The 26,039-nt window shown below is 57.6% G+C and carries 19 protein-coding genes; 9 read left to right on the forward strand and 10 right to left on the reverse strand.

The genetic code is table 11. The features are described from left to right. Positions 1 to 203: 203 nt before the first annotated feature. The 3 genes from NB063_RS26245 to NB063_RS26255 all read right to left on the reverse strand — a co-directional run bounded on the left by NB063_RS26245 (position 204) and on the right by NB063_RS26255 (position 4,452). Entirely contained in the window at positions 204 to 1,268 is a 1,065-nt protein-coding gene (locus tag NB063_RS26245; RefSeq protein ID WP_250932016.1) for a potassium channel family protein, read from the reverse strand. A 235-nt stretch (positions 1,269 to 1,503) separates the two neighbouring features. Next, the gene (hisA, locus tag NB063_RS26250; RefSeq protein WP_250932017.1) at positions 1,504 to 2,226 is read right to left on the reverse strand and encodes a 1-(5-phosphoribosyl)-5-[(5-phosphoribosylamino)methylideneamino]imidazole-4-carboxamide isomerase; all 723 of its coding nucleotides are present in this window, start codon (positions 2,224 to 2,226) and stop codon (positions 1,504 to 1,506) included. 177 nt (positions 2,227 to 2,403) lie between these two features. Continuing rightward, positions 2,404 to 4,452 (reverse strand): sulfatase-like hydrolase/transferase, encoded by a 2,049-nt coding sequence (locus NB063_RS26255; RefSeq protein WP_250932018.1) that lies wholly within the window; start codon positions 4,450 to 4,452, stop codon positions 2,404 to 2,406. Between the two features lie 384 nt (positions 4,453 to 4,836). Here NB063_RS26255 and NB063_RS26260 point away from each other — a divergent pair, with 384 nt between their 5' ends. Then, positions 4,837 to 5,502: a signal peptidase II gene (locus NB063_RS26260; protein WP_250932019.1), complete on the forward strand. Its 666-nt coding sequence runs from the start codon at positions 4,837 to 4,839 to the stop codon at positions 5,500 to 5,502. Between the two features lie 73 nt (positions 5,503 to 5,575). Then, positions 5,576 to 7,921: an efflux RND transporter permease subunit gene (locus tag NB063_RS26265; RefSeq protein ID WP_250932020.1), complete on the forward strand. Its 2,346-nt coding sequence runs from the start codon at positions 5,576 to 5,578 to the stop codon at positions 7,919 to 7,921. A gap of 31 nt (positions 7,922 to 7,952) precedes the next feature. On the opposite strand, the gene NB063_RS26270 is transcribed toward NB063_RS26265, so the two are convergent. Further along, on the reverse strand, positions 7,953 to 8,768 hold the full coding sequence (locus NB063_RS26270) for a sugar phosphate isomerase/epimerase family protein (protein ID WP_250932021.1): 816 nt from the start codon (positions 8,766 to 8,768) through the stop codon (positions 7,953 to 7,955). Between the two features lie 391 nt (positions 8,769 to 9,159). On the opposite strand from NB063_RS26270, the gene NB063_RS26275 reads away from it, so the two are divergent. Together NB063_RS26275 and NB063_RS26280 are read left to right on the forward strand one after the other, a co-directional pair. After that, on the forward strand, positions 9,160 to 9,672 hold the full coding sequence (locus NB063_RS26275; protein WP_250932023.1) for an SET domain-containing protein: 513 nt from the start codon (positions 9,160 to 9,162) through the stop codon (positions 9,670 to 9,672). 85 nt (positions 9,673 to 9,757) lie between these two features. Beyond that, positions 9,758 to 10,939, forward strand: a complete 1,182-nt coding sequence (locus NB063_RS26280) for a cysteine desulfurase family protein (RefSeq protein ID WP_250932024.1) — start codon at positions 9,758 to 9,760, stop codon at positions 10,937 to 10,939. A gap of 64 nt (positions 10,940 to 11,003) precedes the next feature. Here the strand turns inward: NB063_RS26280 and queF are convergent, their stop codons facing one another. Then, positions 11,004 to 11,378: a preQ(1) synthase gene (gene queF / locus NB063_RS26285; protein ID WP_250932025.1), complete on the reverse strand. Its 375-nt coding sequence runs from the start codon at positions 11,376 to 11,378 to the stop codon at positions 11,004 to 11,006. Positions 11,379 to 11,385: 7 nt separating this feature from the next. On the opposite strand from queF, the gene NB063_RS26290 reads away from it, so the two are divergent. The 4 genes from NB063_RS26290 (at position 11,386) to NB063_RS26305 (ending at position 15,002) form a co-directional block, all read left to right on the forward strand. After that, a complete protein-coding gene (locus NB063_RS26290; RefSeq protein ID WP_407652729.1) occupies positions 11,386 to 12,279 on the forward strand; it encodes a 7-carboxy-7-deazaguanine synthase QueE in 894 nt (297 codons plus the stop codon). Further along, positions 12,276 to 12,869 carry a DUF2752 domain-containing protein gene (locus NB063_RS26295; protein ID WP_250932028.1) on the forward strand — a complete coding sequence of 198 codons (594 nt, stop codon included), beginning with the start codon at positions 12,276 to 12,278 and terminating at the stop codon, positions 12,867 to 12,869. Before NB063_RS26290 ends, NB063_RS26295 begins: the two co-directional genes overlap by 4 nt. Before the next feature lie 183 nt (positions 12,870 to 13,052). Beyond that, the gene (locus NB063_RS26300; protein WP_250932030.1) at positions 13,053 to 14,348 is read left to right on the forward strand and encodes an aminotransferase class I/II-fold pyridoxal phosphate-dependent enzyme; all 1,296 of its coding nucleotides are present in this window, start codon (positions 13,053 to 13,055) and stop codon (positions 14,346 to 14,348) included. Between the two features lie 99 nt (positions 14,349 to 14,447). Further along, a complete protein-coding gene (locus NB063_RS26305; RefSeq protein ID WP_250932031.1) occupies positions 14,448 to 15,002 on the forward strand; it encodes a DUF2760 domain-containing protein in 555 nt (184 codons plus the stop codon). A 68-nt stretch (positions 15,003 to 15,070) separates the two neighbouring features. On the opposite strand, the gene NB063_RS26310 is transcribed toward NB063_RS26305, so the two are convergent. Further along, complete coding sequence (locus NB063_RS26310; protein ID WP_250932032.1) at positions 15,071 to 15,268, reverse strand: hypothetical protein; 198 nt, start codon at positions 15,266 to 15,268, stop codon at positions 15,071 to 15,073. Positions 15,269 to 15,429: 161 nt separating this feature from the next. Here NB063_RS26310 and NB063_RS26315 point away from each other — a divergent pair, with 161 nt between their 5' ends. Beyond that, positions 15,430 to 17,055 carry a serine/threonine-protein kinase gene (locus tag NB063_RS26315; RefSeq protein ID WP_250932033.1) on the forward strand — a complete coding sequence of 542 codons (1,626 nt, stop codon included), beginning with the start codon at positions 15,430 to 15,432 and terminating at the stop codon, positions 17,053 to 17,055. A 19-nt stretch (positions 17,056 to 17,074) separates the two neighbouring features. On the opposite strand, the gene NB063_RS26320 is transcribed toward NB063_RS26315, so the two are convergent. The 4 genes from NB063_RS26320 to guaA all read right to left on the reverse strand — a co-directional run bounded on the left by NB063_RS26320 (position 17,075) and on the right by guaA (position 25,743). Then, positions 17,075 to 21,430: a hypothetical protein gene (locus NB063_RS26320; protein ID WP_250932035.1), complete on the reverse strand. Its 4,356-nt coding sequence runs from the start codon at positions 21,428 to 21,430 to the stop codon at positions 17,075 to 17,077. Positions 21,431 to 21,496: 66 nt separating this feature from the next. Beyond that, positions 21,497 to 21,922, reverse strand: a complete 426-nt coding sequence (locus tag NB063_RS26325) for a hypothetical protein (protein WP_250932037.1) — start codon at positions 21,920 to 21,922, stop codon at positions 21,497 to 21,499. Between the two features lie 146 nt (positions 21,923 to 22,068). Further along, complete coding sequence (gene ettA / locus NB063_RS26330) at positions 22,069 to 23,748, reverse strand: energy-dependent translational throttle protein EttA (protein WP_250932038.1); 1,680 nt, start codon at positions 23,746 to 23,748, stop codon at positions 22,069 to 22,071. Between the two features lie 360 nt (positions 23,749 to 24,108). Next, positions 24,109 to 25,743 (reverse strand): glutamine-hydrolyzing GMP synthase, encoded by a 1,635-nt coding sequence (guaA, locus tag NB063_RS26335; protein ID WP_250932039.1) that lies wholly within the window; start codon positions 25,741 to 25,743, stop codon positions 24,109 to 24,111. Positions 25,744 to 26,039 lie beyond the last annotated feature (296 nt).

The raw sequence follows: 26,039 nt of genomic DNA on the forward strand, positions 1-26,039 counted from the left end.
CCCTGGAACAGCTCTCTTTACGATTGGCTCTGCTGGCCTACCGAGCGAGAAGCCGTGTCCCGTACGCTCCAGCCGGACGCGGACTGAATGGTTGGGAAGCACGACGGTGATTTCTCAGATCACGCTGTCATCTCAGTACGCGATCCGACGCGCATACCGGTTCCTCAAAACCGAAAAGGCAATTGAGCAAGTCGACTTGCTCGTTAAGACAGCGTCGCACCGCGATAGGTAATCTGTTGTCGCTTGAGCGTGTGAGCCGCACAGAGGGCGGCAAGATCGTCGCGGTGTCCGACAACGATCACCTTGTCACCTGCCAATAATTTGCGGGTGCCGACCGGATTCATGTCCACATGTTCGTCGGCCGAACGGACCGCGACAATGAGGAAGCCGCGATTGCCACGCACCTCGATGTCTTGAAGACTTTTCCCGACCAAGACGGAAGCGGGACCGATCAACAACTCATCCATCTGCAATCCGATCGTGGACAACTCGTCTTTGAGCTGGTGAGTGGCATCATCCGACTTCAACAGACTCTCGGCGGTTGGATGCACTAACAATTGCGTGGCCCTTTTTGCGCCGATCGCCGCCGCCATCACGACATGATCGGCACCACAGCGTCGCAATCGTTTTTCTGCGGACTGCGATTCGCCACGAGAGACGACCTCCACGCTGCGGTTGAGGTCGCGAACGGTGACACAGATGAACGCGTTGAGAGCATCATCAGGCAACATCGTCGCCAGCGATTTGGCATGCTCGATACCCGCCTCTTTTAGCGTGTCTTCCTCAGTCGCGTTGCCGACCATCGCGAGCATGCCCGCTTCGTGCGCCTCGGCGACCCGCGACGGGTTTTCATCGATCACGAGAAAAGGATGACCACGTTCTTTGAGTTCGTTGGCGACGATTGATCCCATCCGGCCATAACCACAGAGGATGGTGTGCTGCCGCAACTTCGCGATGCCCTGGCTCACTTTACGACTCCGATAGGCGTTGTGTAATTCACCGTCAATCAAGAACTGCATGAAGCCACCGACGGTATAAATGGCGGCACCATAACCGAACACGATCACCAAGATCGTCAAGACCCGCAGGGAGGTCGTTTCGACGGGGTGAACTTCACCGTACCCGACGCCAAAGATGGTGATGACGACCATGTAGAACGCATCGTCGAGCGTCCATCCCTCGCGCACATATCCAAATGACGCGACGACGCAGATTAAAACGAAGACGAATAATCCGGCTAGGATTCGGCGGAAAGGTGAAGGCGTCATCGTCGAGACATTGCTTTCGACTGTCGGGCGTGGATTTCAGGACTCCGCCTTCTCAACGAGGCGGGTGCCTCATCGAACGCGTGCGACTCCGTTCAAGCGTATTTACGCGATTTTCCGCCTATCGCCGCATCTAAAATGGTCCAAATCATCGCGGCACGCTAGCAGGGGGACATGCGAATTGCTCGCCGCACCATCCGGCGACAGATCCCCGTCCATCCGGCCGCCTGAACAGCGACTAGCCGGCAATCTCCAGCACGCGGGTCAGATCCATCACGCCATCGTACAGCGAACGGCCGATGATCGCGGCCGGCATCTTCATCGCAACGAGCTTCTCGACGTCCTCATACGTGGTCACTCCGCCGCTGGCCACCAACGGGATATCCGTCGCCGCTGCCATCTCAGCGAGGCCTTCAAAGTTTGGGCCCTGCATCATGCCGTCACGGGCGATGTCGGTATAAATAATCGCCGCAATATTGGCTGTTTTCTCCCTGAGCGTTTGGGCCAGTTCGATGGCGGTCACCGAACTGGTTTCGAGCCACCCCTGGGTCGCAACGAGGCCATCCCGGGCATCGATTCCGGCTGCCAGCTTGCCCGGATACGCGTCGCACATGGCCGTGAACCATTCAGGATCCTTCAACGCCCGGGAGCCGACGACCAACCGGGAAACGCCCGCGTCGATTAACGCGACGATCGTGGCTTCATCGCGGACCCCGCCGCCCATTTGACAGGGCAGCCCGGTCGCCTCGACGATCCGCCGGACGGCCGTCCGGTTGGCTTCGGGGTCGTCCCCCCGCGCCGCGTCCAAGTCAACCAAGTGCAATCGGTCGGCTCCCGCCTCCTGCCATCGACGTGCGAACTCAACCGGATCATCGCCAAACGTGGTCTGCTGGTCATAATCGCCCTGGCGCAGCCTCACGGGTTTGCCATGGCGTAGATCGATCGCGGGCCAAATTTCCATTCAACGGTTCCGATGAGAGAATGATTCTTGCAAAAACGCACTGTTGCGGTACGAACAGTTTGCACGGAACCATGATCCAAAGCGGACAAAATTTCAAGTCACATGAAATTCCGCCCCGCTCACCCGGAGCCGACCTACTCACCCCCACCGCAGCAGCCTATCCGCAGCAGCAACGGTTCAGGGACGCGAGTCGGCGAAGTGTCTCAGCCGCCGCGAAATCTCACCTTTGGGATCGACCGGAAAGCTGAATTCGAACGCGTCGGGATCGATCGGGTAGTCACTCGTGCCGTTGGCGTGAATGAACGCGGCGATGTTCAACACCTGCAACGCTTCGACTTCATCTTGGCTTCGTTTGACACTTCGGATCAGCACATCTCGCGGATCAACCTTGCCAAGAATCGCAAGGAACTCGACCGCGCGAGCGGCAACGAGCGGTTCAGAATCGAGCGTTTGCCGTGACGCCAACTTCAGCAGCGATTCATCCGCCATCGCTGCTGTTCGGGCGGCACTATCACCGGCCACCTTGGAACTGGCGGCGCAGAACGCCCAATACCGAACCCACGGGTCGCCCGAGTTCATCGCCGCAATCAATGGCGTTGTGCTCTGTCCCCAAGGCATCAAAGCGATGTTTACGGTGTCGATATACTTTGCGATCGTCGCAGCATTCTCGGCGCCAAACTCAACAGGGTTCTGGCGACCCTCTCTCAAGAAAATCGCTTCGGGAAAGAAACTCAGATCATTCGTTGACTTCAGATGATCCATGAGTCGCTTTCGCATCTCCATCAACCGACTGCCATGCTCGGCTGACGAAGCGAGGTTTTCGACTTCGTCAGGATCATTTGATAAATCAAACAACGCTTCGACCGGTCGTGTGCGAAAGAACGCAAGTTGCGCCGGCGCGAGGTTGGCCTCGGAGGCCAATCGTTGCCACTGCTGATAGGCCAACATGTTGTACCGGTACTCATTATCGAGCGCATTCGGATACTGTGCCTCGAAGTACCGGATGTATTTCCAATTTCCCACACGGACCGCTCGCACGAGATCGTACTTTTCGTCCATCCGGTCGGCATAGCTGAACGTCGAATCGCGGGTGTCGACACTCGCCGGCGAGACACCCCGTCCAAGAAACGCGATCCCGTCCATCGCCTCGGGTGCTTCCACACCCGCAAGGCTGAGCACGGTTGGGGCAAAGTCGATGAAAGAGACAAAACCGTTCGTGCGTGATCCCAATTCTCGTCCGGTGAGTTCACGATATTTTTCTGGTACACGAACCACGAATGGCACATGCAATCCCGCCTCGAACAGATAGCCCTTCGAACGCGGCAACACACCGCCATGATCACCGAAGTAAAACACGAAGGTGTTCTCGAGTTCGCCTGCCTGCTTCAGTTCCTCCAGCGTTTGTGCGACTTTGGCATCGATCGCGCTGATCCGATCTCGGTAATACGCGGCGGTAAATCGAACGAGTTTGGTATCGGGCAAATACGGCGGCACGTGAACGTCATCTTGAGAAAACGCAGTCGGCTTGCTCGTCGCGGCCTCACCAAAATGCAATCGACTTTCATGCGAATCCGCGTGCGTTTCGACGTGAAAAAAAGGTGTCCCGGGTTCGGGTCGATTTTTCCATGAAGCCTTCTTACTCGATTCATCCCACGGTTTTTCACCAGCGATTGCGTTGTAGTCCGTCTTGCTGTTGTTGGTCGTGTAATAGCCAACGTCTCTCAAGTAGACCGGAAACATTTCCAGCCCTTCAGGAAGCGGTACCGGCTGGCTACGGCGATGAAACTGAGCACCGATGCGTGGACCATAGCAACCGGTAATCAAGGTGGAGCGTGCGACCGAGCAGACCGGTGCGTTCGAAAACGCTCGATCAAACGTGATGCCATGCGCCGCCATCGACTCGATTGCAGGCGTTTCCACCCCGTTGATATCGAAATGTTTGAGATAGTGCTTGGAATTGTCTTCGGACATGATCCAAACAATGTTGGGTCGAGTCGCGTTTGCGTGATTGCTCTGGGCAATGGCAGGCATCGCCAATACGGTGGCGAACAAACTTACCGCGAATGCCGTGCACCGGACTGGGGTGGCAGACGCCAAAAACAACACAGACTGTTTGACAAACACTTCGTCACCGCTTGGGGAGTGGGGGATCTTTGGTGGGACCGTCGGAAAACGGTGGCCGGTGAGGAACACGCCGCGGGGGACGGCCGATATCGTCAACGGCACAAATCACGTTCCGTCGCATTGAGAGTTTTGGGCAGGAACTCAGGGCATCCCGACCCTCTTCTCGGCAAAAACCTTCGTTCAGGTGAGGTCGTAAGGACGACTTGGAGCGTCCACTCCAGTCGCAGATCGGATCTTTCGCCGGCACGAACATCGACCTGGACGACAGTCTACGATGAAGCTGCGCTGGCGGAAACGGAGAGCGGGCGTTTTTGCGAGTGAAACGTGTTTTTTCACCGCTGCGAAACGTGCCATCACATCCGCTAGCGGCCATCATCGAATGTCAGGTGGGCTTGCATAAAAACAACCAAACTGAAACTTTAGGCAGCGGCGAACGCGGTGAGTCGCCGGCCAGCCAATCCTCGCTCGACAATTCTGATCACTTGCATGTCATCGAATTCGCCCTCCACGTCGCCCGAACCAGGTTCGCCTGAAAGCGGCTCATCTCTTTCGGCTCCGGTTCGAAACGACCGTCCGCCTATCGCCGCGTCGCGTTACGTACTCTTCGGATGTCTTGCGGTTATCGGCGCGGGGCTCGACCTTTGGTCAAAGGCAGCCATTTTTGCGTGGCGAGGCCTTCCCGGCCGCAGCGACGTCTACTGGATCATCGAAGGCTATTTTGGCATCGAGACGGCAGTCAATATCGGGGCGGTTTTTGGGATTGGTGCGGGCAAAGGATTGATCTTTGCCGCGATCTCGGTTGTCGCGTTGTTCGCGATCATCGTGTGGCTGTTCCGTTTTCGCGCTGCCGAATCGGCGTGGCTGACGTTTGCACTGGGCTGCATCACCGGCGGGATCATCGGCAATCTATACGATCGATTGGGCATGTGGTGGCAACCGGGCTATCCCGAGCAATGGAGCAGCGGGGTCCGAGATTGGATCTTGTGGCAAGCATCGGATCAATGGAAATGGCCGAACTTCAACATCGCCGATTCACTATTGGTGACCGGTGCCATCATGCTGTTCGTTCAATCGATTTTCTTTCCGCCAGAAGCTTTGATGCCCACACCGGCTGAAGAGAAATCGCAAGAGGGATCCCACGACGAAGATTAACGAGCCCCCACTGCCCTCGAGGAGGAGTCTCTCCCTGCTCGCCCGTTCGCTCGAACGTTTTGCCCAACGACTCGTGCGAACGCGTTTGCTATGGTTGTTCGTAGGCGTTCTGAGTTTTTTGCCCCTGGCGTACTTTCAGTCGGGGCTGACGATGAACCGGTCGCTGGCGTCGATGTTCGCCGCCGACGATCCAACCCTCATCGCCTATCAAGATTTGCAGTCGACCTTCGGCGGCAATCTCGTGGTCATGTTGGTCTACGACGATGACGACCTGATGACGACCCAAGGGTTGGTTCGCAACCGCCAATGGACCGAACACGTCGAACAGATGCCGGGGGTCGAAGGTGTCTTGTCGGTTGCCAAGCTGGTCGACGCGTTTAAGTATTTGCGACCCGAATTCTCGTTCTCATTGATGACATCGTCGGATGAGAATCCGGTCGCCTTGTTCCGCGACGAGGACCCGATCGCCAACCAATTCCGTGAACTGTTTTCGGGCTACACACACAGTCGTGACGAAACGACGGCTGCGATCGTCGTGATGCTCAAACCGGCCACCGATGGAGCGTCCGATCACGTCAGTCGAACCGTAGGACGATTGCGACGTTTCGCGCAAGGGCTGCCCGAACAATACCAAGCGATGTTGGTGGGCGAACCGGTCCTGCTCGACGACGCATTCGACTTGATCATCGCCGATGGACGGCGATTGGCTATCGGGACGATCGGACTGCTTTGCTTGGTGATCCTGATCACGTTGCGAGATCTTCGCATCGTCGTCTTGGCGGCCGTTTGCATCGTCTGGTCGACCGTCGCGACACGGTCGGTCATGGTCGCGTCCGGCGTCGAACTGTCACTCGTTTCCGCGATCCTGCTGGCTCTGGTCGCGGTGATCGTGGTCTCGGCGATCATGCACCTCGCCGTCCGCTGCCACCTACCCGGCGTCAGTTTGGTCAGGACGATCTCAACCCTTGCGATACCGATTACGTGCACCTGCCTGACCGACATGGCGGGCTTTGCCTCATTGATGGTTTCGGAAGTCCGACCGGTCGTCGAATTCGGTTTCATGACCGCAACGGCGGCGGGCTGCGTCCTGCTTTCGCTGGTTTTATTCTCACCGATGGTCCTGAGTTTGCCCGAACGTTTCTTGCGGATTCGGCCGTCTCGGACACGCGCGGAATACTCGCAATCACCACGGCTGAGTCGGTTGGCTCGTGGCAGCGTGCGACATCGCATGGCATTGGGAATCGCTTCGATTATCGCCTTAGTAGGCACCGGCGCGTACGTCATGCGGTTAGAAACCAACTCAAGCTTCCTCGACAACTTTCGCGAAAACAGCTCCATCGTCCAAGCTTATTCGAGAGTCGAAGAACGCTTGGGTGGAGCAGGCGTGTGGGACGTGACCCTGCCGGCACCGACAGCAATTACGCCGGCTTATTTCGAAAGTGTTCGTGAACTCGAGGAACGACTGCGTCAAATCGAAGTCGACGTTGCCGCCCCATCCCCAAAGTCCAACGCCACGCCACCTGTCACGAGAGTCAGGCTGAGCAAAGTTCTCAGTCTCGCTGATGCCGACGCGGTAGCCAGCCAAGTGACGATGCTTTCCTTCGTGACACCCGATGTGCGATTGGCGGGAATGCGTGCAGCGATCCCGACGTTTGCCGAAGCGTTGCTGACGTTCCCGGACACGGCGGCAAACGATTCATCAACTCCCACGGCCCCCCGACGTTTGCGAATCATGCTCCGCAGCGACGAGTCTTTACCCGGACCAGCCAAAACCGCGCTGATGAGCGAAGTGCGTCGTACGGTGCAATCATGGCCGGGCGGTGCGGAGTTGACACGCGCCGAGCTGGACAACGGCGGCAACGATAAAGTCGTGACAGGCTATTCAGTCTTGATGTCTCGCTTGGTCGCGAGCTTGATTCGCGATCAATGGAAAGCGTTAGCCGTCGCCCTCCTTGCCGTGGGGCTGTTGATCTGGCTCGTAACCGGGCGTCTGTCGTTGACGATTGCGGCATTGATCGTCAACGCTTTGCCGATTTTGGCGGTCTTGTCGTTGATGGGAATCTTCGGCGGTCAATTGGATTTGGGGTCCGCGATGATCGGTGCCGTTTCGATCGGATTATCGATTGACGGTTCGATTCACTTCCTCAGCGGATACCAACGTCGACTCTTGATCGATTCATCAACATCGGAAGCGGCGGTTGATTCGGCCGCTGACTTAGGTGCACCGATTTTGCTCGCCAGCGCTGCGCTTGTGATCGGGTTCGCGGTCTTGGTGAGCAGCCCATTTGTTCCGACGGCAACGTTCGGGTTGCTCGTTGCGGCGACGCTCGCGCTCTCGGCGATCACCAATCTGACATTGCTGCCGGCGCTCGTCGTGTGGATGGATTCAGAGAAACCCGCAGAACCTGCGGCGGGATAACCCACAACCCGTCGTGATTAACCGAAGGGATCTAATGAACTTTCGATTCGGTTAATTGATCGAGGTAACGGCGGGTGTGGTCGAGCACCATTTCATATTCGAGCGGCTCGACATCTTCGCCGATCACTTCCGCTTCGATCGGCCCTTGATAACCATGATCGAGGAGCGTGTGGACGATCGCGTTAATCGGCACACAACCTTCGCCAAGCAGGCAACGGTTCATCTCACCGAGCGGGCTGTGCCGTCCATCACCGAGTTGCAACAGGTGAACGTGATCGCAAACGTGCGGCAACCATCTCAACACATCATCGTCCATCCCGACGTGATAGGTGTCGAGCACCAAGCCGAGGTTGGGACTGCCAACCATGTCGATGATTTGCATGGTCGATTCGAGATCGTTGACGAACGACCATTCGTTTCCACATCCCGGATGAAACGGTTCGAGCGCAATCTGCACGCCGAACTCTTCGGCAAAGACTGCGATCTTAGCGAGCGCCTCGCACAGCGTGCGTCGTGCGTGGCGACGGATGTGGTTGTTGCGTCCGCCGGCTAAGACCACCAGTGTCTCGGCACGTAAGTTGGCCGCGTCGGTCACGGCGGACATCGCGTCTCGAAGTGCGTCAATAAATCCGCGTCCATCACTCCCGGTAAAACCGCCCGCCCAACTCAGCGACGTTACCGACAGATTCAATTCGGCGAGCAGTTCGATGCATCGTTCGATTCCGAAGTCATCGAGTTTGGGCCGAAACAAGCCAATGCCAGCAAACCCATGGGCGGCGTACGCCTGCGCGTCTTCTTCGAGATCCCACCGATACGTCGACAACTGATTGACCGCGAGGGTGTTCATTATCAATTCGGATCACGTGAAATGAAGCAACAACAAAGACACAGCCGCGACAAAAAAAGCCGCTCCATTTCGGGCGGCAGACGCGATGCACTGAGATGTTCGGGAGTATGCCGAGAAGTTCGTTGCGTGTAAAGATTCGTTTTGAAATCGGCAATTCGACAATTCCGGGGATTGTTGCGTTGACGCTTGGCAATCGTTTGGTGAAACTAGCAAACCGTCGTCGGAATGGACGAGGCAATTTGGGCGCCCGCCACACTTGCCCATCCCTCCGTTCTCCAACGCCCGTCTGTGCGCGTCTTCCTCCTCGAAGGCGTCAGCACATCGTGGCGACGACACTAACCGAACCAGGCAAGCGTTTTGCAATTGCCACTTCTCCCTCCGATACTTTTGCATGATCACCTTGGACAAACAACGCCGTAAAAAACTGCAAGCCGTCGTCGACAAGGATTACTCCTATCGCTCCTATTGGGACGATGACGTGGAAGTGCGTTCGACGGGCAAATGCGGATACGGGGTCTACGCCGTCCGCCAGTTCCTGCCTGGCGAATTGGTCATGGAAGTCACCGGCCAATTAATCAGTAAGAAGGGCTACGAGGGCAGCGAGTACGTCATGGACCTGGATACCAAATGGTATCTCGAACCGAGCACCCCGGGGGCGTTCATGAACCATTCCTGCAGCCCGAATTGTGAATTGATCCAATTGACGAAGACTTCGCTGGGCGTGGTGGCGATCTGCAACATCGAAGCCGAAACGCAATTAACGTTCGATTACGCGTGGGAAGCCTTCGATTGGAACCCTCGCTGCCAGTGTGGTGCGAGAAATTGCCGCGGCTGGGTCGTGGCCAAAGACGAAGTCAAGAAGATGAAGCGGCTCGCAAAGAACGGAAAAAAGAAGCCTCGTTAACAAACATCCGGCTGGAACAAAGACGCGGCGGAGTTAATCTGGGCACCTTAGGCTCCCATTCCCGAATCCGCTTTGCAAATCGCCCGTGTCGCTGATCTACCTCGACTTCAACCGAACGACGCCCGTGGCCCCTTCGGTCATCGAGTCGATGCAGGCCTTTTGGGCAACGCACTTCATGCTGCCTTCGCAGTCACACGTGCATGCTTCGGCGGTCAGCGAAGCGATCGAAAATGCCCGTGAGGGCGTCTCGATGTTGCTCGGGTGCGACCCTTTTGAGGTCGTTTTCACCAGCGGAGGCACCGAAGCGAACAATCTCGGCGTGCTCGGTGCCGCGATGCTGTGCCACGCCGGCGGCGAGCCGCACGCATTGCTGCCCTCGTACCCCTGCAACCGGGAAGTGCCGCCACCACACGCGTTGATTTCCGAAATCGAAGACGAAGCCGTCATGGCGGCCGCAAAACACCTCCGTTTACTTGGCTGGAAAGTCGATTTGGTCCCCTGTGATTCGCAGGGTGTTGTCTCCGTTGATGAATTCGAATCGCGGTTCGAACTCACCACGCGACTGGCGTGCTTGCAGCTGGCCAATTCCGTCGTGGGGACGATCCAACCGGTGCGAGAACTGGCCGACCGATGCCATCACCATGGTATCCGTGTGCACTGCGACGCGACCGCGGCGGTCGGCCGGCTACCGATCGACATCAACCAATTGCGAGTCGACACGTTGTCCTTGTCGGCACACAAATTCTATGGACCGAAGGGCGTCGGCGCGTTATTTGTTCGACGCGGCTTGGATTTGCACCCCATTTCATACGGCGAATCGCGAGAGATGGGGCTGCGGGCGGGCAGCGAGAACGTACCGGGCATCGTCGGTCTCGGTGCAGCGGCCTCGCTGACGGCGAGGTGCGTCGACGAAGCCCAAACCACTCTGCAGGAGCTGTGCGAGCGTCTAGCGAACGGGCTGCGTTCGACACTCGGCAGCCAACTCACGGTTTTGTCCGAGCACGCCGAGCGGCTCCCCAACACGGTTGCCATCGAATTGGGGTGCGACGCCAAACGGATTCAAAAAGCGGCCCGCCAACTCGTCGTCGCAAGCGCCCAATCCGAGAGCCCTCCGGATGAAATGACGAGAGTTCTCCGAGCAATCGGGCGGACCGACAAACAGATCGGCCGGACTCTGCGATTCTCCGTCGGCTGGACGACCAGCCGCGAACAAATCGATCGGGCCGTCGACATGATCGCCGAAGCCTGTGAGTGTGCGTCGCCGTAGAACAGCGGGCAGGACCAGCGGGCAAGGCAGATCTGTGGGCAACCCAGGCCCGCTACCGGGGAGTTTATTTCAGCGGCGTGTCGGGATACTCGACGATTATGTTGCTGTTGAGCCCGCCACGGGGAGTCCAGCGACTCTCCACCCGAACGCGGCGAGGCTGGACGACGGCGACAAAGTCGTCCAGAATCCGGTTCGTGATGGCTTCATAAAAGATGCCTTCGTTACGAAACCGCTGGAGGTACATTTTCAAACTCTTCAGCTCCACACAAACTTTGTCGGCCACGTAGGTGAATACAATCGTGCCGTAGTCTGGCTGGCCGGTTTTCGGGCAAACGGACGTAAATTCAGGGCAGTGATGCTCGATCGTAAAATTACGCTGAGGGGCCGGGTTATCGAAGACTTCGAGAATGTCTCGGAACTCAGAAGGGTTGGAATTCACTAGATTGATAGTCAAACGGTTCGAAATTTTGAAAGAACGAGAACAGGGAACGCCCGCGTTGTTGTACCCGGACGCTTCCTCGCGAAAAGGGGACGCTGCACCGGCCGGGCTGCACCTCGTCGAACCGGCCACACGACTACGGATCGCTGAAACCTTTACCAGTCGGCAAGGCGAAGGGCGTCTGACCGGAATCCCGAGCTTCTTCGTCCGCACCAGCGGCTGCAACTTGCGGTGTTGGTTCTGCGACACGCCGTACGCGTCGTGGAACCCAGAAGGCGAGCGTTTTTCAATCGATTCCCTCGTCGAACAGGCCGTCAACGCCCGCCTTCCCGCGTCGACTGAAACAGACTCCCAGGCCGCCCTCCACGGCGATTCGGCATCCGTTCACACCACGACCTCCCCCGTCCGCCACGTCGTCCTGACCGGCGGGGAACCACTGATTGCCGCCGGTTTCTCCGAATTAGCAACCGCCCTCCGAGACGCCGGCATGCACGTGACTGTGGAAACCGCGGGCACGGTCGACGTCGAATTCCCCTCCGATCTGCTGTCGCTGAGCCCGAAACTCCGCGCCAGCACCCCGGACGCGGCCCAACATCCGAAATGGTCGCAGTTGCACGAGCGGCGACGGATGCCGGTCCACACCATGCGAAACCTGATCTCGCGATCGCCCGCGGTCCAAGTGAAATTTGTGGTGGATTCGGCCGACGAATTTGACGAAATTCTTCGAGTCGTCGACGACCTTCAAGTGCCCGCCAACGACGTGTGGATCATGCCCCAAGGCATCACCGTCGAACAACTCGACGCGGCCGCGGACTGGCTCACGCCCTGGGCGGAGCAAAACGGTTTTCAGTACTGCGACCGCATGCAAATTCGATGGTACGGTAACCGGCGGGGCACATGAGTTCGATCGAACCGTCGCGACCCATCTCAAAACCTCCACCAACCGTCGCAGACGAAATTGACACGGTGGATTCCGTCGCCCCGGTGGTCGTCGATGCGGAACCCGTTGAGACGGAAACGGTAGACGAAACCCCCGTATACGCTGAGCTAGTCGATCCCGATCCGATTGTCGGCGAAGTTCCGCCCGGGCAACTGCGGCTCCGCGTGGCCGCGTTGTTGGTCATGCTGGTCACGCTGACGCCGCTCGGGGTCGCCCGCACGTTAACGCCGGCCACGCAAGGTCTCGGCACTCACCAGCAACTCGGTTTGCCGCCGTGTTCGATGCGGGTGCTTTTCAGCATCCGATGCCCGGCCTGTGGGATGACGACGTCCTGGAGCCACTGGACGCGTGGTCAGTGGATTTCGAGTTTTCAGTCCAACACCGGAGGGACGTTGCTCGCGTTTCTGGTACCCGTTATCGCGTTTCTGGCAGGGCGAGTTCTCTGGACGGGTCGCCTTCCTTCGACGACCACGTCCTATCGAATCGGGTGGGCGATCGTGGCCATCGGGGCGATCACACTCAGCGATTGGTTCATCCGGCTAACTCTTTAGAGCGAGCTGAATCCCAGGGAATATCCACAAAAAGTCGCCAAATCGGCTTGGTAGCCTCAAAAATAGAGGACTTACCCCCTACACCGAACCGGCCGACACGTGTGACAATACCGCTAATCAGGTCCGCGTCCATTGAGAACGCGGCCGACATTTCCATGCCCTATCGTCCCAGCTCAGCCTTCCATGAGTGACACCTTCGATCCCGATCTTCCAAACATCGATGCACCCGCAATCGGTTCTCCGACAACCGATCCGGTACCTCACCCTTTCGAGGTGAAGTTCGCCTCGCGGGTCGATCGTTTGCCCCCGTACATGTTCGGCCGGATCAACAATTCGCTCTATCAGAAACGGCGCGCCGGCGACGACGTCATCGATCTCGGTATGGGCAACCCATCGGATCCGCCGGACCCCGTCGTGATCCAAAAGCTCAACGACGCTGCAGCCGACGTCACCAACCACGGTTACAGCAAATCCAACGGGATCACGAACCTTCGTCGCGAAGTGGCGAGCAAGTACTACCGCAAGTACGGCGTGCGGCTCGATCCCGAGTCGGAAATCATTGCCTGCTTGGGCAGCAAGGAAGGCTTCTCTCACATGTGCTTGGCCCTGATGGGCCCCGGCGACACCGCGATCATCCCGTCGCCGTATTTCCCGGTTCACATGTACGGAGTCATTCTGGCGTCGGGCAACGTGGTGGCTCTCGAAGTCGCCGACCCGGACAAATTCCTCCGCAACGTGGCCTACACCTGCGAAAACCTGACGCCGTCACCGAAGGTGCTGATCGTCAACTATCCACACAACCCCTCTTCTGCCGTAATCGAACCGGACTTCTTTGTGGAGGTCGTTCGACTCGCCAAGAAGTACGGCCTGTTGGTTATTCATGACTTCGCATACGCCGATGTCGCTTTTGACGGTTACATGCCGCCGAGTTTCCTGGCCGCTCCAGGTGCCAAAGACGTCGGCGTGGAATTCACGACGATGAGCAAAGGCTACAACATGGCCGGATGGCGAGTCGGATTCTGCGCGGGCAACTCCGAAATGGTTCGCGGCCTGGGAACCATCAAAGGCTATTACGATTATGGCATGTTCCAAGCGATCCAGATCGCGGCGATCGTAGCCCTGCGAGACACCGAAGCCTACGTGCTCCAGCAATCGGAGATTTACCAGGGCCGCCGCGATGTCTTGGTCAGCGGCCTACGTCGACTCGGCTGGGAAGTCACGCCGCCAAAGGCCGGTATGTTCGTGTGGGCGCAAGTCCCCGAACCTTGGCGGAGCAAGATGAGCACGATGGATTTCGCGATGAAGTTGCTCGAAGAGGGCAACGTCGCGGTGAGCCCTGGCAGCGGATTCGGCGCCGCCGGTGAGGGATACCTGCGAATGTCGTTGGTCGAAAACGAACACCGTTTGCGGCAAGCCGTCCGGCAGATCGGTAAGTGCTTGTCCGCATCAAAATCGACCACCGAACCGATCGGCACCTAGTCGAACGGCCATCATCAAACTCGCGTCGAGTTTGAATTTCCCGTAAGCGGCCGAAGCCGTTCGCGACTTCGGCATACTTCTCACACAACAGGAAACGCGATGCGTTTTGGCTTGGCACTGCGAGCATTCTGGAAAGCACTCTTCGATCAAGCGTCCGCCGAACGGATAGCGGTGGCACTCGACGAGCATGCCGTACCGCGACTCGAAAAAGCGTCTGCGGAACTATCCGAATCGACCAAAAAGACGCAGCCCATTCGCAAACTATCACCGGCCCAAAATCCCGCAATCACACTGCTTGCGACGCTGCAGCGTGACGCCAGACTGATCGACTTGATCCACGAAGACCTCGATCAGTATCAGGACGCCCAAGTGGGTGCGGCGGCGCGTCCGTGCTTAAAACAATGCCGACAATCACTCGACCGGATCCTCAAGATCGAAAAACTCGTCGACGCCAAAGAGAACGAAACCGTCACGGTTCCCGCGGGCGCCACCGCGGCCCGCTATCGCTGGATCGGTGAATCATCGGCAAACGGCGAGGCAACCGCCAAACTCGTTCACCCCGGATGGCGAGCCGCGTCGGTCGAGTTGCCCCAGTGGAGCGGCAACGAAGAGGACGCCCAAGTGATCGCGCCGGCGCAGGTCAGCGCGCCGTAATCGACGCTCCGTTTGGCAACCCGTTCGCCCCGAGATCGTGTTGGACAATCAACCGGCCAGAAACCGAGCTAGGCGCGGACGTCGATGTGGCCTTGAGAAATTTGCGTCTGCACGTCAACGACTTCGCGGATCATCTGATTGATCGCGTCACCGGTTTGCTGCTGCACATCGAGCTGTTTCCCTAGCAACGCGACATCGATCTTGGTTTGAGTCGCGTCTTGACGTGCTTGCAGAACCTGTTGGACGGGAGCCGAGATTGCACTCATAATGTCTGCCTTGCGGAGAAACCTCACACCGGAAAACCTCATCCGGCTATCGCAACTCTTGCTCCATTTTCGCCCATCGGCCGGGAAGTCTTTCTCGCTTTTCCGACCATCCAAACGACTTTACCCAAACCACACGCGAATGTAACGGTGGTAACGATTCTATGAGTGACGTCCCCATCCGAGACGAACTCGAAGAAATCTGCGACCGGTTTGAAACTGCTTATCAAACCGGACAAGAACCCGCGATCGAAGCATTTCTCAGCCAAGCCACCACCGTCGATCCGCAGCGGCTGCTCACCGAACTATTGCAGATTGATCTGCACTGGAAACAGAAAGCCGCCATTTTGCCGGATGCGAGGCATTACCTCGAACGCTTTCCTGACCATCTCGACACGGTCGATGCCGCCTATCGCGAGTTTGCCGCCAAGACCCTTCCGCCCGACTCCGATAGGACTCGCCTATCTGAAAAACGATCCAAGGACGGCGTTCAGGGCCAATCCCTTATTCCCGAATCGTTGCGGAAAACCGGACGGTTCGAATTCAACCACCAACTCGGACACGGCGGGTTCGGTGTCGTTTGGCGTGCCTACGACACGCAGCTGCGTCGGACGGTGGCACTCAAAATCCCACATGCCAAATTCTTTAACGGAAATATCCGTGAACGTTTCACTCGCGAATCGCAAGCCGCCGCGAGACTGTGCCACGACGGCATCGTTTCGGTCTACGACATTTGCCTGATCGACGGCGACCTTCCCGTCATCGTCTCGCAGTTCATCGATGGCCCGAGCCTGGCTGAGGTCAAAAAGGAACAACGCGTTTTTTCCTGCATCGAAGCCGCAGCGGTATGCGCTGATTTGGCCGACGCACTGCACCATGCCCACGGCAAAGGAATCGTTCACCGCGATCTTAAACCCGGCAACATCCTGACCGACATGGAAGGCAAGGCGTATATCACCGACTTCGGCCTCGCCAAAGATCTCGAAAACGAAGTCGCGGTCACGTCAGAGGGAGACGTGTTGGGAACGGCCGCTTACATGGCTCCCGAACAAGCCGCCGGGTTAGGCCGCGAAGCCGATTCGCGATGCGACATCTATTCGCTCGGCGTCATCCTCTATGAAATGGTCACGGGCGAACGACCGTTTCGCGGAACCGTTCAAATGCTCTTGCTGCAGGTCATGAACGATCCACCGCCGCCTCCCCAACGTCTCAACGCAGCGGTCGATCTCGACCTGCAAACGATCATCCTGAAATGCATGGAGAAGCAACCTGAGTATCGATACCAAACCGCTGCCGATCTACGCGACGACCTGTTGCGATTTGTGAACTACGAACCGATCTTGGCGCGTCCGCCAACTCCGCTGGAACGTTTCGTCAAATGGTATCCCTCACACGCGACCGAAATGCTGGGGACTTACTTCATCATCACGCCAATGACATGGATCTTCTTCATCGCCGGTGGAGCCTTCGATGCCCAACAAACCGACGGTTATCAGTTGTCATCAGCCGCATTCCTGCCTTGGGCAGTCGCGTGGATCGGAGTCGGATGCATGATTCTCAAAAAGGGATTTTGGTTCGAAGTGGCCAACATACCGCTGCTCATCGCATTCATCAGTTTGCCGTTATGGATACGCGATGACATGCAGGCGATCTCGCTGATCGGTCTCATCAGCTGCTTCGGATTGCTGCTACAGATCGGTGCGTTCTGGGCGCGACGTTTTCGTCAACGCAAAACCGCAACCGGAAATTTCACCTCGCGATTGAGCTCGAGCGAGACCGGATCGAGCTAAGCCACGGCTGCCTTCGCTGCTATTTGGACTTCCGTCGCATGTGAGGCAACCGGCGGCCTTGCGTGGACGCGGTCGCGAGTTGCGTGCGCAGTTCGTCGAGCGTCAGCGGGCTGACAGGAATCGTGATCAGATCCTGCAAATCGATCTCACTCGCCAGATTTCGCTTGCCGATTTTCTCGACCTCTTTATCCAACGCACTCAGCCATGGCGGCAAGTCCAAGCCGACACCGACAGGGGTCCGCGAAAGCAGCGTGGCTTCGTGTTCGAGCATTTCAAACGCCATGCTGTGATCGCGGTTTGCTTCCGCATCGGCCATGGCAGGAGCGATGAAGGCTCGCATTCGATCGATCGTCATCGGCTGCACGAATCGTTCTTCCAAGCGATCCGCCACGGTTGGCATTCGCATCGAATAACGTTTTTGCAGTTCTCGCAATCGCTTGACATACAACTCCGCTTCCGCCGCGATCCGTTCATTGAGACTATGCCGCCACGCCAACGCAGCTTCATCGAGCCCCATTCGCACGAGCACTTGATGCGTCCACATGATCGGCTTGAGATTCCACGCAACACGTTCGTATCGGGCTCGCAGCCTGAGGAAATCGAGGAACGTATAAATCATTTCCCCGCGATCGCTCTGCGTCGTCGTGCTGTTGTAGTCCTGATACTCCGCGTGGTGATCCATCAACGACTCGAACACCAACGTGACACAGTGAGCCGCTTCGGAAAGCTCGATCCGTCCCTCCGTAATCGCACGCATCAGCTCAGTGTCGTCGAGCAAATCGTCACCGTCTTCGAGCGCCCGACTGAGCCAATTCTCAACACCTTGGTGCAAGACCGCACGAATGTTGCTGAGCTGCAGAAAGCCTTGCGTGAAAAGGGGGTCACCAAACGTTTGGATAAAACTCACCAAACGTTTCCACTTGGTCGCATCACTGACCGATTCGAGCGGCGAGAGTCGCAACGTCTGGCTGTGGGCGAGCCAACTGCCGAGCATCACTTCGGTCAACTTTTCGAGCAATGGGATCAGCGTCTGCGAGATCTGATGTTGATCCGTCGCCGTGAGCTGCCTTCCGCCGGCGCAAGCCACCACCGAGATACCAAATGGCTTCTCCGCCCTCGCTGCCTTCGGCGAAGCCGCCCCAGTCGGATCTGATTTCGACCCGCCCGACGCCTCGCGAGACATGCAATTCAACACTGACTCCGAGAACGAGCCGACGAGCGAACGGTACCCGGCCCGGTACAAACCGTCGAACTCCGTCACGGCGCCCGCGCCGATCGGATTGCGTTGTTCCATCTGCCGCGCCGTCTCGATCAATCGGCACGTTTCGGTGATCAGCCCGCGACGAGGCATCCAATGCAGCAAATGCCGTAGCACCCGCTCACGAAGCCGAGCCACATAAATCTTGACCGGATCGCCGCCTCGAGATAGCGGAATGTAAAGCAAATTGCGTTGGATGATCGAATCGACAAACCCCGGGAAAGTCGCCCGAGCCCGTTTGGAATCGCCACCGATCAACGCCGCAAACAACTCGATCGCGCCGGCGTCATCTTCAACAAATTCTTCGCCGAGATCCGCCGACAACTCTCCCTGCAAGGCACACAACGCGCTGCTGATCAGTCGCCGGGCGTCGGACATCTCGACGGCGGTTTCGATCACCCGCTCCATCAGTCCGTCACGAAGAACACGACGTCGATCATACGACCGCATCGATTCGTTATCGGTGCCAGCCGGCTTGATCTTATAAGCCCGCACATCGCTCAGAAGCTTCAATAAACCGATTCGGTTTTCGACCGCTCGGCGGGCCCACGCTTTCAACGATTCGATTTGTTGTTCACGATGAGCCGCATCGAGCTGCCCCTCCGCGTCGGCGGCATCTGCGGAGCTTGCGTCGGAGCCGGCACACTCTTTACTAAACTGCTGATGCGTGATCGCGACGTCGGCACCAACGGCCCACATTCTCGCAAGGGCTTGCAGGAAATCGAGACGATCGCCGAGTCGTTTGACCTCGGTTTCTAACTCGTCGACACTTTCGGATTCGCCACTCGTATCGAAGATCGCTCCCTCGTTGCCATCATCCGTCGTGTCGCGATAGATCATCCCTTCGTAGGCCGCGTCAAAGAGCCCTTCTTCCGACTCGTCTTCATCGCCGGGGGAAAACAAATCGTCCGTAGCAGTCGCGAGTTCTTGTTCCCAATCGTCAGCCGAATGATTGGTCATCGAACCGTCGCCCACTTCGAAGCGAGGCGCCGACCAAAATGATTCCGCGTTGGCTTCGAGGTAATCGAAGAACCGATTCACCCGCGGCCACAACTCAGAGGGGACGTCACGCATGTGAGCACGAAGCTGCAACAGCCAACGTTCGGCGAGCCGAGGCAGCGAACTCGCGCCGCTCCGCAGCCCCACACGATCGGCTTGTCCGAGCCAGTGAATCAACAACGCTTGTGCGGGCACAAAGTCCTTGCGTTCGAGCAGCGCCGAGATCACCAACATGTAAGCACGAGGCGAATCGAACAAATCCGCATGCGGTGCCCAGAACGCGATGTCGCCATGCCGTGCGCCGCCGCGATGCCACAACCGAAGTGCCTGAGCGACGAGCCGGGCTGATTCATAGGACTCCCACGGATCCGTCGCATCAACCGATTCCACCGTGTGCGCCGCGAACGTTCTCCACCATTCGGCGATGTCACGGTACTGCCTGTCCATGCGGTCGTACGCCGCCTCGTCGTCGCGAGCCGCCGCTTCGCTCCAAACTCGCGCGATGTATCCGAACAAGCTCTCAATGATGAACAGCAATTCGTCCAGCCGAGAGTCGTGAATCGTGTTTTCGATCCCCGGATACAAACTGAAATTGCCCATGAATCCGAGGATATCCCACGGGTCCATCAACGCACCACACTCGATCGCGCGACGGATCAAGTCGAACGTGGCTTCGGGAACTTTGATGGCTTGCTCAAGATCGCCAGCTCTCAACGCCCGCAGGCCGAGCGTCATGCCACAATCGATTCGACACATCAATCTCGCCGATGCCGCCGAAACCACATCGGCCTGCTTCGCCGCAGCGTCGGGGTATCCCATTCGGGCATAGATACGGGCCAACTGCACGTGCTGCAATTGAACGGCACGGCTGCGAGCCAACGAAGCGTTGAGATGCTGACGTGCGGCGCCGAATGGCTGATGCCGCGTCTCCGATTCCGCCAACAACCGTTTGCCGTGTTCGCCACCGATCTGCGAGATCCGCCAGCGGTAAAACTCGTCACGGTAGTTCGCGATCGGCACCATCAACGACCGCAGCGTCACGTCGCTCGAATACGCCCCCGGTCCCCATCCGGAAACCCCGGAGGCCATCAACATCGTGCCGGCGAGTACCGACGCGGCTTCCTCGAGCAATTCGTTTCGCGGCAGATCAGGCGTTTCGTCGAGCCGTTGCAACAGGGAATCCAACGTCACAGTGCGAAGGATAAAACGATCGTAACGACCATCGCTGTCGATCGACCGCTCATCCCATCCACCGAAGTGATAGTTGGGACGACGATTGACCGGATGATCGAAATCGTACGCACGCGGGTCCAGACACAACTCGCGAATTTGCGACGGATCCATCGCGGCGGCACGCAAGATATTCTCGGGTGCTTCGGTGATCGCGCGGAGGGCGCGGCGAATAATCTCGCGATACGGCCCCGCTGAAATTCCGGCGTCGTGAATCATCACCGGTATCGGACGCACGAACTCATGCGGATACGGCTGGCAAGCACGGTTCTCGAGCACCGCGACCGGTCGATAGCCGACGTAATCGTTGAGCTGTGAGATCACTCGCTCGACGAGTGCGTGCTCATCATCGATCGAATCACTCTCACCGACATGTTCGAGAATCGCTTCGGCACATCTCGCGAGGAAGAAGCCATTAAAGATGATCTCTGGCTCGAGATGAAACAGCAGGTCGCGATGGAAGTCTAAGTACGCGGGCAGCAGCTTGGACCACAACACGCGGATTACGGTCCGTGGCCGCGACACGTCAGCAAACGCGGCCGACTCGGCTCCGACTTTCTCGGTCGTTTCTTCCAACCAGTGTCGAATGATCAAAAACGGCGGCGGCCCCGAGAGCACATCCCCACCGGCGGCCTCATCGTGAACACGGTTCCACGCCTTCAAAATCGCAGGCGCAGCCGGCCCCGAGGAAAACGTCAGATAGCCGAGCAGGCTACGCAACGCCTCGTGACCTTGGGGGGAAGGTCCTTCAAGTGCGGCCCGCCAAGTTACCTCGAAATCCTCTGCCGACAAAATGTTCCGAAGAGGTGAGTTCGTCTGCTGCATCGTGCCAGAGTCCTCACGGCGAGGCGAGTCCTGCGGACGTTCGCTATGAGGATTGGAAGACATGATTTTTAGGTAGCACCCGACGAGCCATTCATGAAAGAACCGAGACGCTGTGGATCAGCGATCGTCTCAGCCCCGTTTCTTTTTGACCGTTTTCTTAACGCTCTTTTTCGCCGACTTTTTGGCAGCCTTCTTGACCGTTTTCTCGACGGTTCGTTTGACGCTCTTCTTGACCGACTTCTTCACCGCCTTCTTCGACTTTTTCGCCGCGGGAGCTGCGACCGTCGATTTCTTGACTGACTTCTTCACGGACTTTTTCGCCGACTTCGCCGCTGCGGAAACGGCCGATTTCTTCGACGGCTTCACAGCTGACTTCTTGCTAACAGCGGGCGATTTCTTGGCCGACTTCTTGACCGATTTCTTGGAGGTCTTCGCGGCCTTTTTGGCCGTTGCCTTCACGCCAATCTTCTTCGACTTCTTGCTGGAACCGCCGCTAAAGGCCGCCTCCCAACCATCGCTGTACTTTTCGTTTGGACCGACTCGTAGGATCGTCATCGTGTCGATTGCCTAGTGTTGTGTGTAATGAGTGTGTAGAGAAAGTGACGCAGCTACGGCAGCGCGTCGTTATGCACCCCCATGTTTTATCGCATTTGAATTATTTAACGAGGGGCGGGAAAGAAGCGGGCATCGCCTCCCGTCTCTTACCCCGCGTGGATGCTCTTGTAGCGTGCCTTCGTTGACGTGTCCTCGGCGTCTTCCCCCATGCGTTCGCGACGATTGCGTTCGTAGGTGTCGAAGTTGCCTTCGCACCAAACGACCTTGCCATCACCTTCGAATGCCAAAATGTGCGTCGCCAAACGGTCGAGGAACCAACGGTCGTGCGACGTCACGACGACACAGCCGGCGAAGTTCGCGATCGCTTCCTCGAGTGCCCGCAACGTATCGACGTCGAGATCGTTCGTCGGTTCGTCCAGCAGCAACACGTTGCATCCTTTGCGTAGAAGCGAAGCGAGGTGGACGCGGTTGCGTTCCCCACCCGAGAGGATGCCGACTTTCTTCTCTTGATCGGGACCTTTGAAATTGAACCGCGAAACATACGAACGGGCATGCATCGGACGCCCACCCATTTCGATCGTGTCGTGCCCACCACTGATCTCTTGAAAAATCGTCTTATTCGGATCGAGCTTGTCGCGAGACTGATCGACGTATCCCAGATCCACAGTTTCACCGACCTTGATCGTTCCCGAGTCGACCGGCTCTTGCCCCGTCAACATCTTGAACAACGTCGTTTTCCCAGCACCGTTGGGTCCAATGATGCCGACGATACCACCCGGTGGCAGACGGAAGGACATGTCCTTCATCAACACCTTGTCGCCGAACGCTTTGTTCACCTTTTCGGCTTCGATCACCAACGATCCGAGGTGCTTGCCCGACGGAATCTGGATTTCCAGTTCGTCTGGCCGATCCTCGTAGGTCTCCGCTGACATTTCTTCGTACGACTTGATCCGTGCCTTCGACTTCGCCTGACGAGCCTTGGGGCTCATGCGAATCCACTCGAGCTCGCGAGCCAAGTTCTTTTCACGAGCCTTCTGCTGACGCTCCTCCAGAGCCATCCGTTTGGCACGGTTCTCCAACCACGCGGTGTAGTTGCCTTCGAAAGGCATTCCTTTGCCGCGGTCGATCTCCAAGATCCACTGCGCGACGTTGTCGAGGAAGTAGCGATCGTGAGTGACCGCGACGACGGTACCGGGATACTTGGCGAGGTGCTGCTCGAGCCACGACACGCTCTCGGCATCCAAGTGGTTGGTCGGTTCGTCGAGCAATAGCAAATCGGGCTGGCGAATCAATAACTGACACAACGCAACACGACGCTTCTCACCACCGGACAGATTCGTGATTTCAGCATCGCCCGGTGGCAAATTCATCACCGCCATCGACATTTCAACAAATCGGTCGAGTTCCCACAGGTTGTTGGCATCGATGATGTCCTGCAACACCGCCATCTCGTCACACAGTTTCGTCATCTCGTCGTCGTCGGTGACTTCGCCGAGCAAACCGGTAATCTCGTTGAACCGGTCCAGCACCTGCTGGCGTTCCGCAACAGCGACTTGGACGTTCTCAAAGACCGTTTTGGTCGGATCCAATGGCGGCTCTTGTTCGAGATACCCGACGGTATAGCCCTTCCCCAATCGGGCCACGCCTTCGAATTCGGTGTCGGTACCCGCCATGATTTTCAACAACGTCGACTTACCGGCCCCGTTGGGTCCGAGCACGCCGATCTTGGCGCCGGGATAGAACGCAAGATTGACGTTCTCAAGAACCTTTTTCTGAGCATGTTTCTTTGTCAGATCGATGATTTGGTAGATGAATTGTCCGGCCATACGAATTATTCAAAGGGCTAGAAGGATGGAGGCGAGCGTCTTCGCGGCCAATTTTAGGCGAAGATCTCACTCCTCTCGATTGCAAATGTGAGTTTAGTTTGGGGTCATTCGATCGAATTCACGCGCCGCTGCGTGATTCGTCTTGGATCATGTCGTCAACAGTGGTTGCACGTCGACGGGATTTGGGCTGCCGACGCGGATGGGTCGCAACCGGCAGACATTCTCGGAGGAACGTGATTCTACGATGCAGTCACGGAGTTCGACATCGCAAATTCCGCTGACACACCGGTCTCAAGTCTTAAAATGCCCCGACTCGTCAGCAGACCGACGGAACGGCTTCGGTTGAGACCGACGATCGCATCATTCCCATTCGATCGTCGCAGGTGGCTTGCTGCTGATGTCGTAACAAACGCGATTGACGCCTTTGACCTCATTGATGATTCGCGTGCTGATCCGAGCGAGCAAGTCGTACGGCAGATGGCTCCAATCCGCGGTCATGAAATCATCCGTATTGACGCAGCGAACGGCGACAGCATTGTCATACGTTCGCGCATCTCCCATGACGCCGACACTCTGGACAGGCAACAGCACGGCGAACGCTTGCGACGTCTGACGATACAATCCTGCGTTCTCGATTTCTTCGACCACGATCGCATCGGCTTGGCGTAAGACCTCCAGCTTCTCCCGGGTTACTTCGCCGAGACACCGGACCGCGAGCCCCGGGCCGGGGAATGGGTGTCGCCACACGAGCTGCTCAGGCAGCCCGAGTTCCAGGCCCAACCGGCGGACCTCGTCCTTGAACAGGTCACGAAGCGGTTCGATCAATTCAAACCCGAGTTCTTCAGGCAAACCGCCGACGTTGTGGTGGAGTTTGATCGTGGCGGCAGGCCCATCCTTGTCCGCTCCGCTCTCAATCACATCGGGGTATAGCGTTCCTTGAGCGAGGAAATGGGCGTCCTCGATCTTCGCCGCTTCCGCCTTGAAACACTCGATGAACGCGTAGCCGATGCGACGTCGTTTTTCCTGCGGCTCTTCCACACCCGCCAAATCGCTGAGGAACTGATCTTCGGCGTCGACGACGTGGAGGTCCGTTTTGAAGTGGCTCGAGAATTCTTCGATAACGATCTTCTGTTCGTTTTTACGAAGCATCCCGTTATCGACCAAAATGCACGAGAGCTGTGATCCGATCGCTTTGTAGAGCAACGCCGCGACCACCGACGAATCCACGCCTCCGGACAGGCCACAGATCACACGTTTGTTACCCACCTGCTTGCGAATCTGTTCGACCGCAGCGTCCGCAAAATCCTCGAGTCGCCACGTCCCGTCACAGCCACAAACCTCGCGAACGAAGTTGTGCAGAATCTGACCACCATGAGGCGTGTGGGTCACTTCGGGGTGAAACTGCATCGCGTATACGGGCCGCGTGTTGTGTCGAATCGCGGCATACGGGCAGGTCGCCGTTCTCGCCATCACGGTGAAGTCATCGGCGATTTGCGAAACTTGGTCGCCGTGGCTCATCCAGACCTGTTCGGAGTCTTTCATGCCACGGAAGATCGATTCGTGATCGATGAACTCGCACATCGCGCGACCGAACTCACGACTCGGCGTGTTGGCGACTTTGCCACCGAGCGCCTGACAGGCGACTTGCATCCCGTAGCAGATCCCCAGCACTGGGATATCGAGATCGAAGATCGCCGGATCGATCTGCGGCGCGCCTTCTTCATAAACGCTGTTAGGACCGCCCGAAAGGATCACTCCGCGGGGAGCCAATTCGGCAATCCGTTCAGCGGTGATGTCGTGGCGAACGATCTGGCAGTAGACATGCTGCTCACGAACGCGGCGGGCGATCAATTGGGCGTACTGGGAACCAAAGTCCAAAACTAAGATTCGTTGGTCGGTCAACACGACCTCCGTAGCGTCAGCCGACCGGGTCGAGGTCGCCGAAGCGGGGGGAGAGTCGAGGGTGGGATCTGCGGTTGTTTCGCGGTTGCTCATCGGATTCGCCGAAAATCTGCGGTGCGGGCCAATTCAGCAGTTTAGAAGTAGTTTGCTAAATCCCCAAGGGGCTAATGGCTCCTGCCCGTCGGGCAAATACGGCAGGCGTCCATGTCCCCCCGACAAACTTCGCAAGAGTTCATTTTGTACCGTAATGCGTTTGCGGTTTATGATGGGGACGTCCCCACACCAACCACTTGCCGACCTTGTCTGCCTCCTCCCTCCCGCCTCGCTTTTCTCTGTCTGGTTGCCATGCCCCGTTTTTTCGACCGTCTCGCCTCTCGTCCTTGCCGCCG

It is taken from the genome of Aporhodopirellula aestuarii (genome assembly GCF_023701485.1).
In the GTDB taxonomy this organism is placed as follows: domain Bacteria; phylum Planctomycetota; class Planctomycetia; order Pirellulales; family Pirellulaceae; genus Rhodopirellula; species Rhodopirellula aestuarii.

Excerpts from the sequence above, each read along its gene's own strand:
- NB063_RS26245 (WP_250932016.1), bottom strand. The coding sequence starts at position 1,268 with ATGACGCCTTCACCTTTCCGCCGAATCCTAGCCGGATTATTCGTCTTC.
- hisA (WP_250932017.1), bottom strand. The coding sequence starts at position 2,226 with ATGGAAATTTGGCCCGCGATCGATCTACGCCATGGCAAACCCGTGAGG.
- NB063_RS26260 (WP_250932019.1), top strand. The coding sequence starts at position 4,837 with ATGTCATCGAATTCGCCCTCCACGTCGCCCGAACCAGGTTCGCCTGAA.
- NB063_RS26270 (WP_250932021.1), bottom strand. The coding sequence starts at position 8,768 with ATGAACACCCTCGCGGTCAATCAGTTGTCGACGTATCGGTGGGATCTC.
- NB063_RS26275 (WP_250932023.1), top strand. The coding sequence starts at position 9,160 with ATGATCACCTTGGACAAACAACGCCGTAAAAAACTGCAAGCCGTCGTC.
- NB063_RS26295 (WP_250932028.1), top strand. The coding sequence starts at position 12,276 with ATGAGTTCGATCGAACCGTCGCGACCCATCTCAAAACCTCCACCAACC.
- NB063_RS26300 (WP_250932030.1), top strand. The coding sequence starts at position 13,053 with ATGAGTGACACCTTCGATCCCGATCTTCCAAACATCGATGCACCCGCA.
- NB063_RS26305 (WP_250932031.1), top strand. The coding sequence starts at position 14,448 with ATGCGTTTTGGCTTGGCACTGCGAGCATTCTGGAAAGCACTCTTCGAT.
- NB063_RS26310 (WP_250932032.1), bottom strand. The coding sequence starts at position 15,268 with ATGAGTGCAATCTCGGCTCCCGTCCAACAGGTTCTGCAAGCACGTCAA.
- NB063_RS26315 (WP_250932033.1), top strand. The coding sequence starts at position 15,430 with ATGAGTGACGTCCCCATCCGAGACGAACTCGAAGAAATCTGCGACCGG.
- NB063_RS26320 (WP_250932035.1), bottom strand. The coding sequence starts at position 21,430 with ATGTCTTCCAATCCTCATAGCGAACGTCCGCAGGACTCGCCTCGCCGT.
- NB063_RS26325 (WP_250932037.1), bottom strand. The coding sequence starts at position 21,922 with ATGACGATCCTACGAGTCGGTCCAAACGAAAAGTACAGCGATGGTTGG.
- ettA (WP_250932038.1), bottom strand. The coding sequence starts at position 23,748 with ATGGCCGGACAATTCATCTACCAAATCATCGATCTGACAAAGAAACAT.
- guaA (WP_250932039.1), bottom strand. The coding sequence starts at position 25,743 with ATGAGCAACCGCGAAACAACCGCAGATCCCACCCTCGACTCTCCCCCC.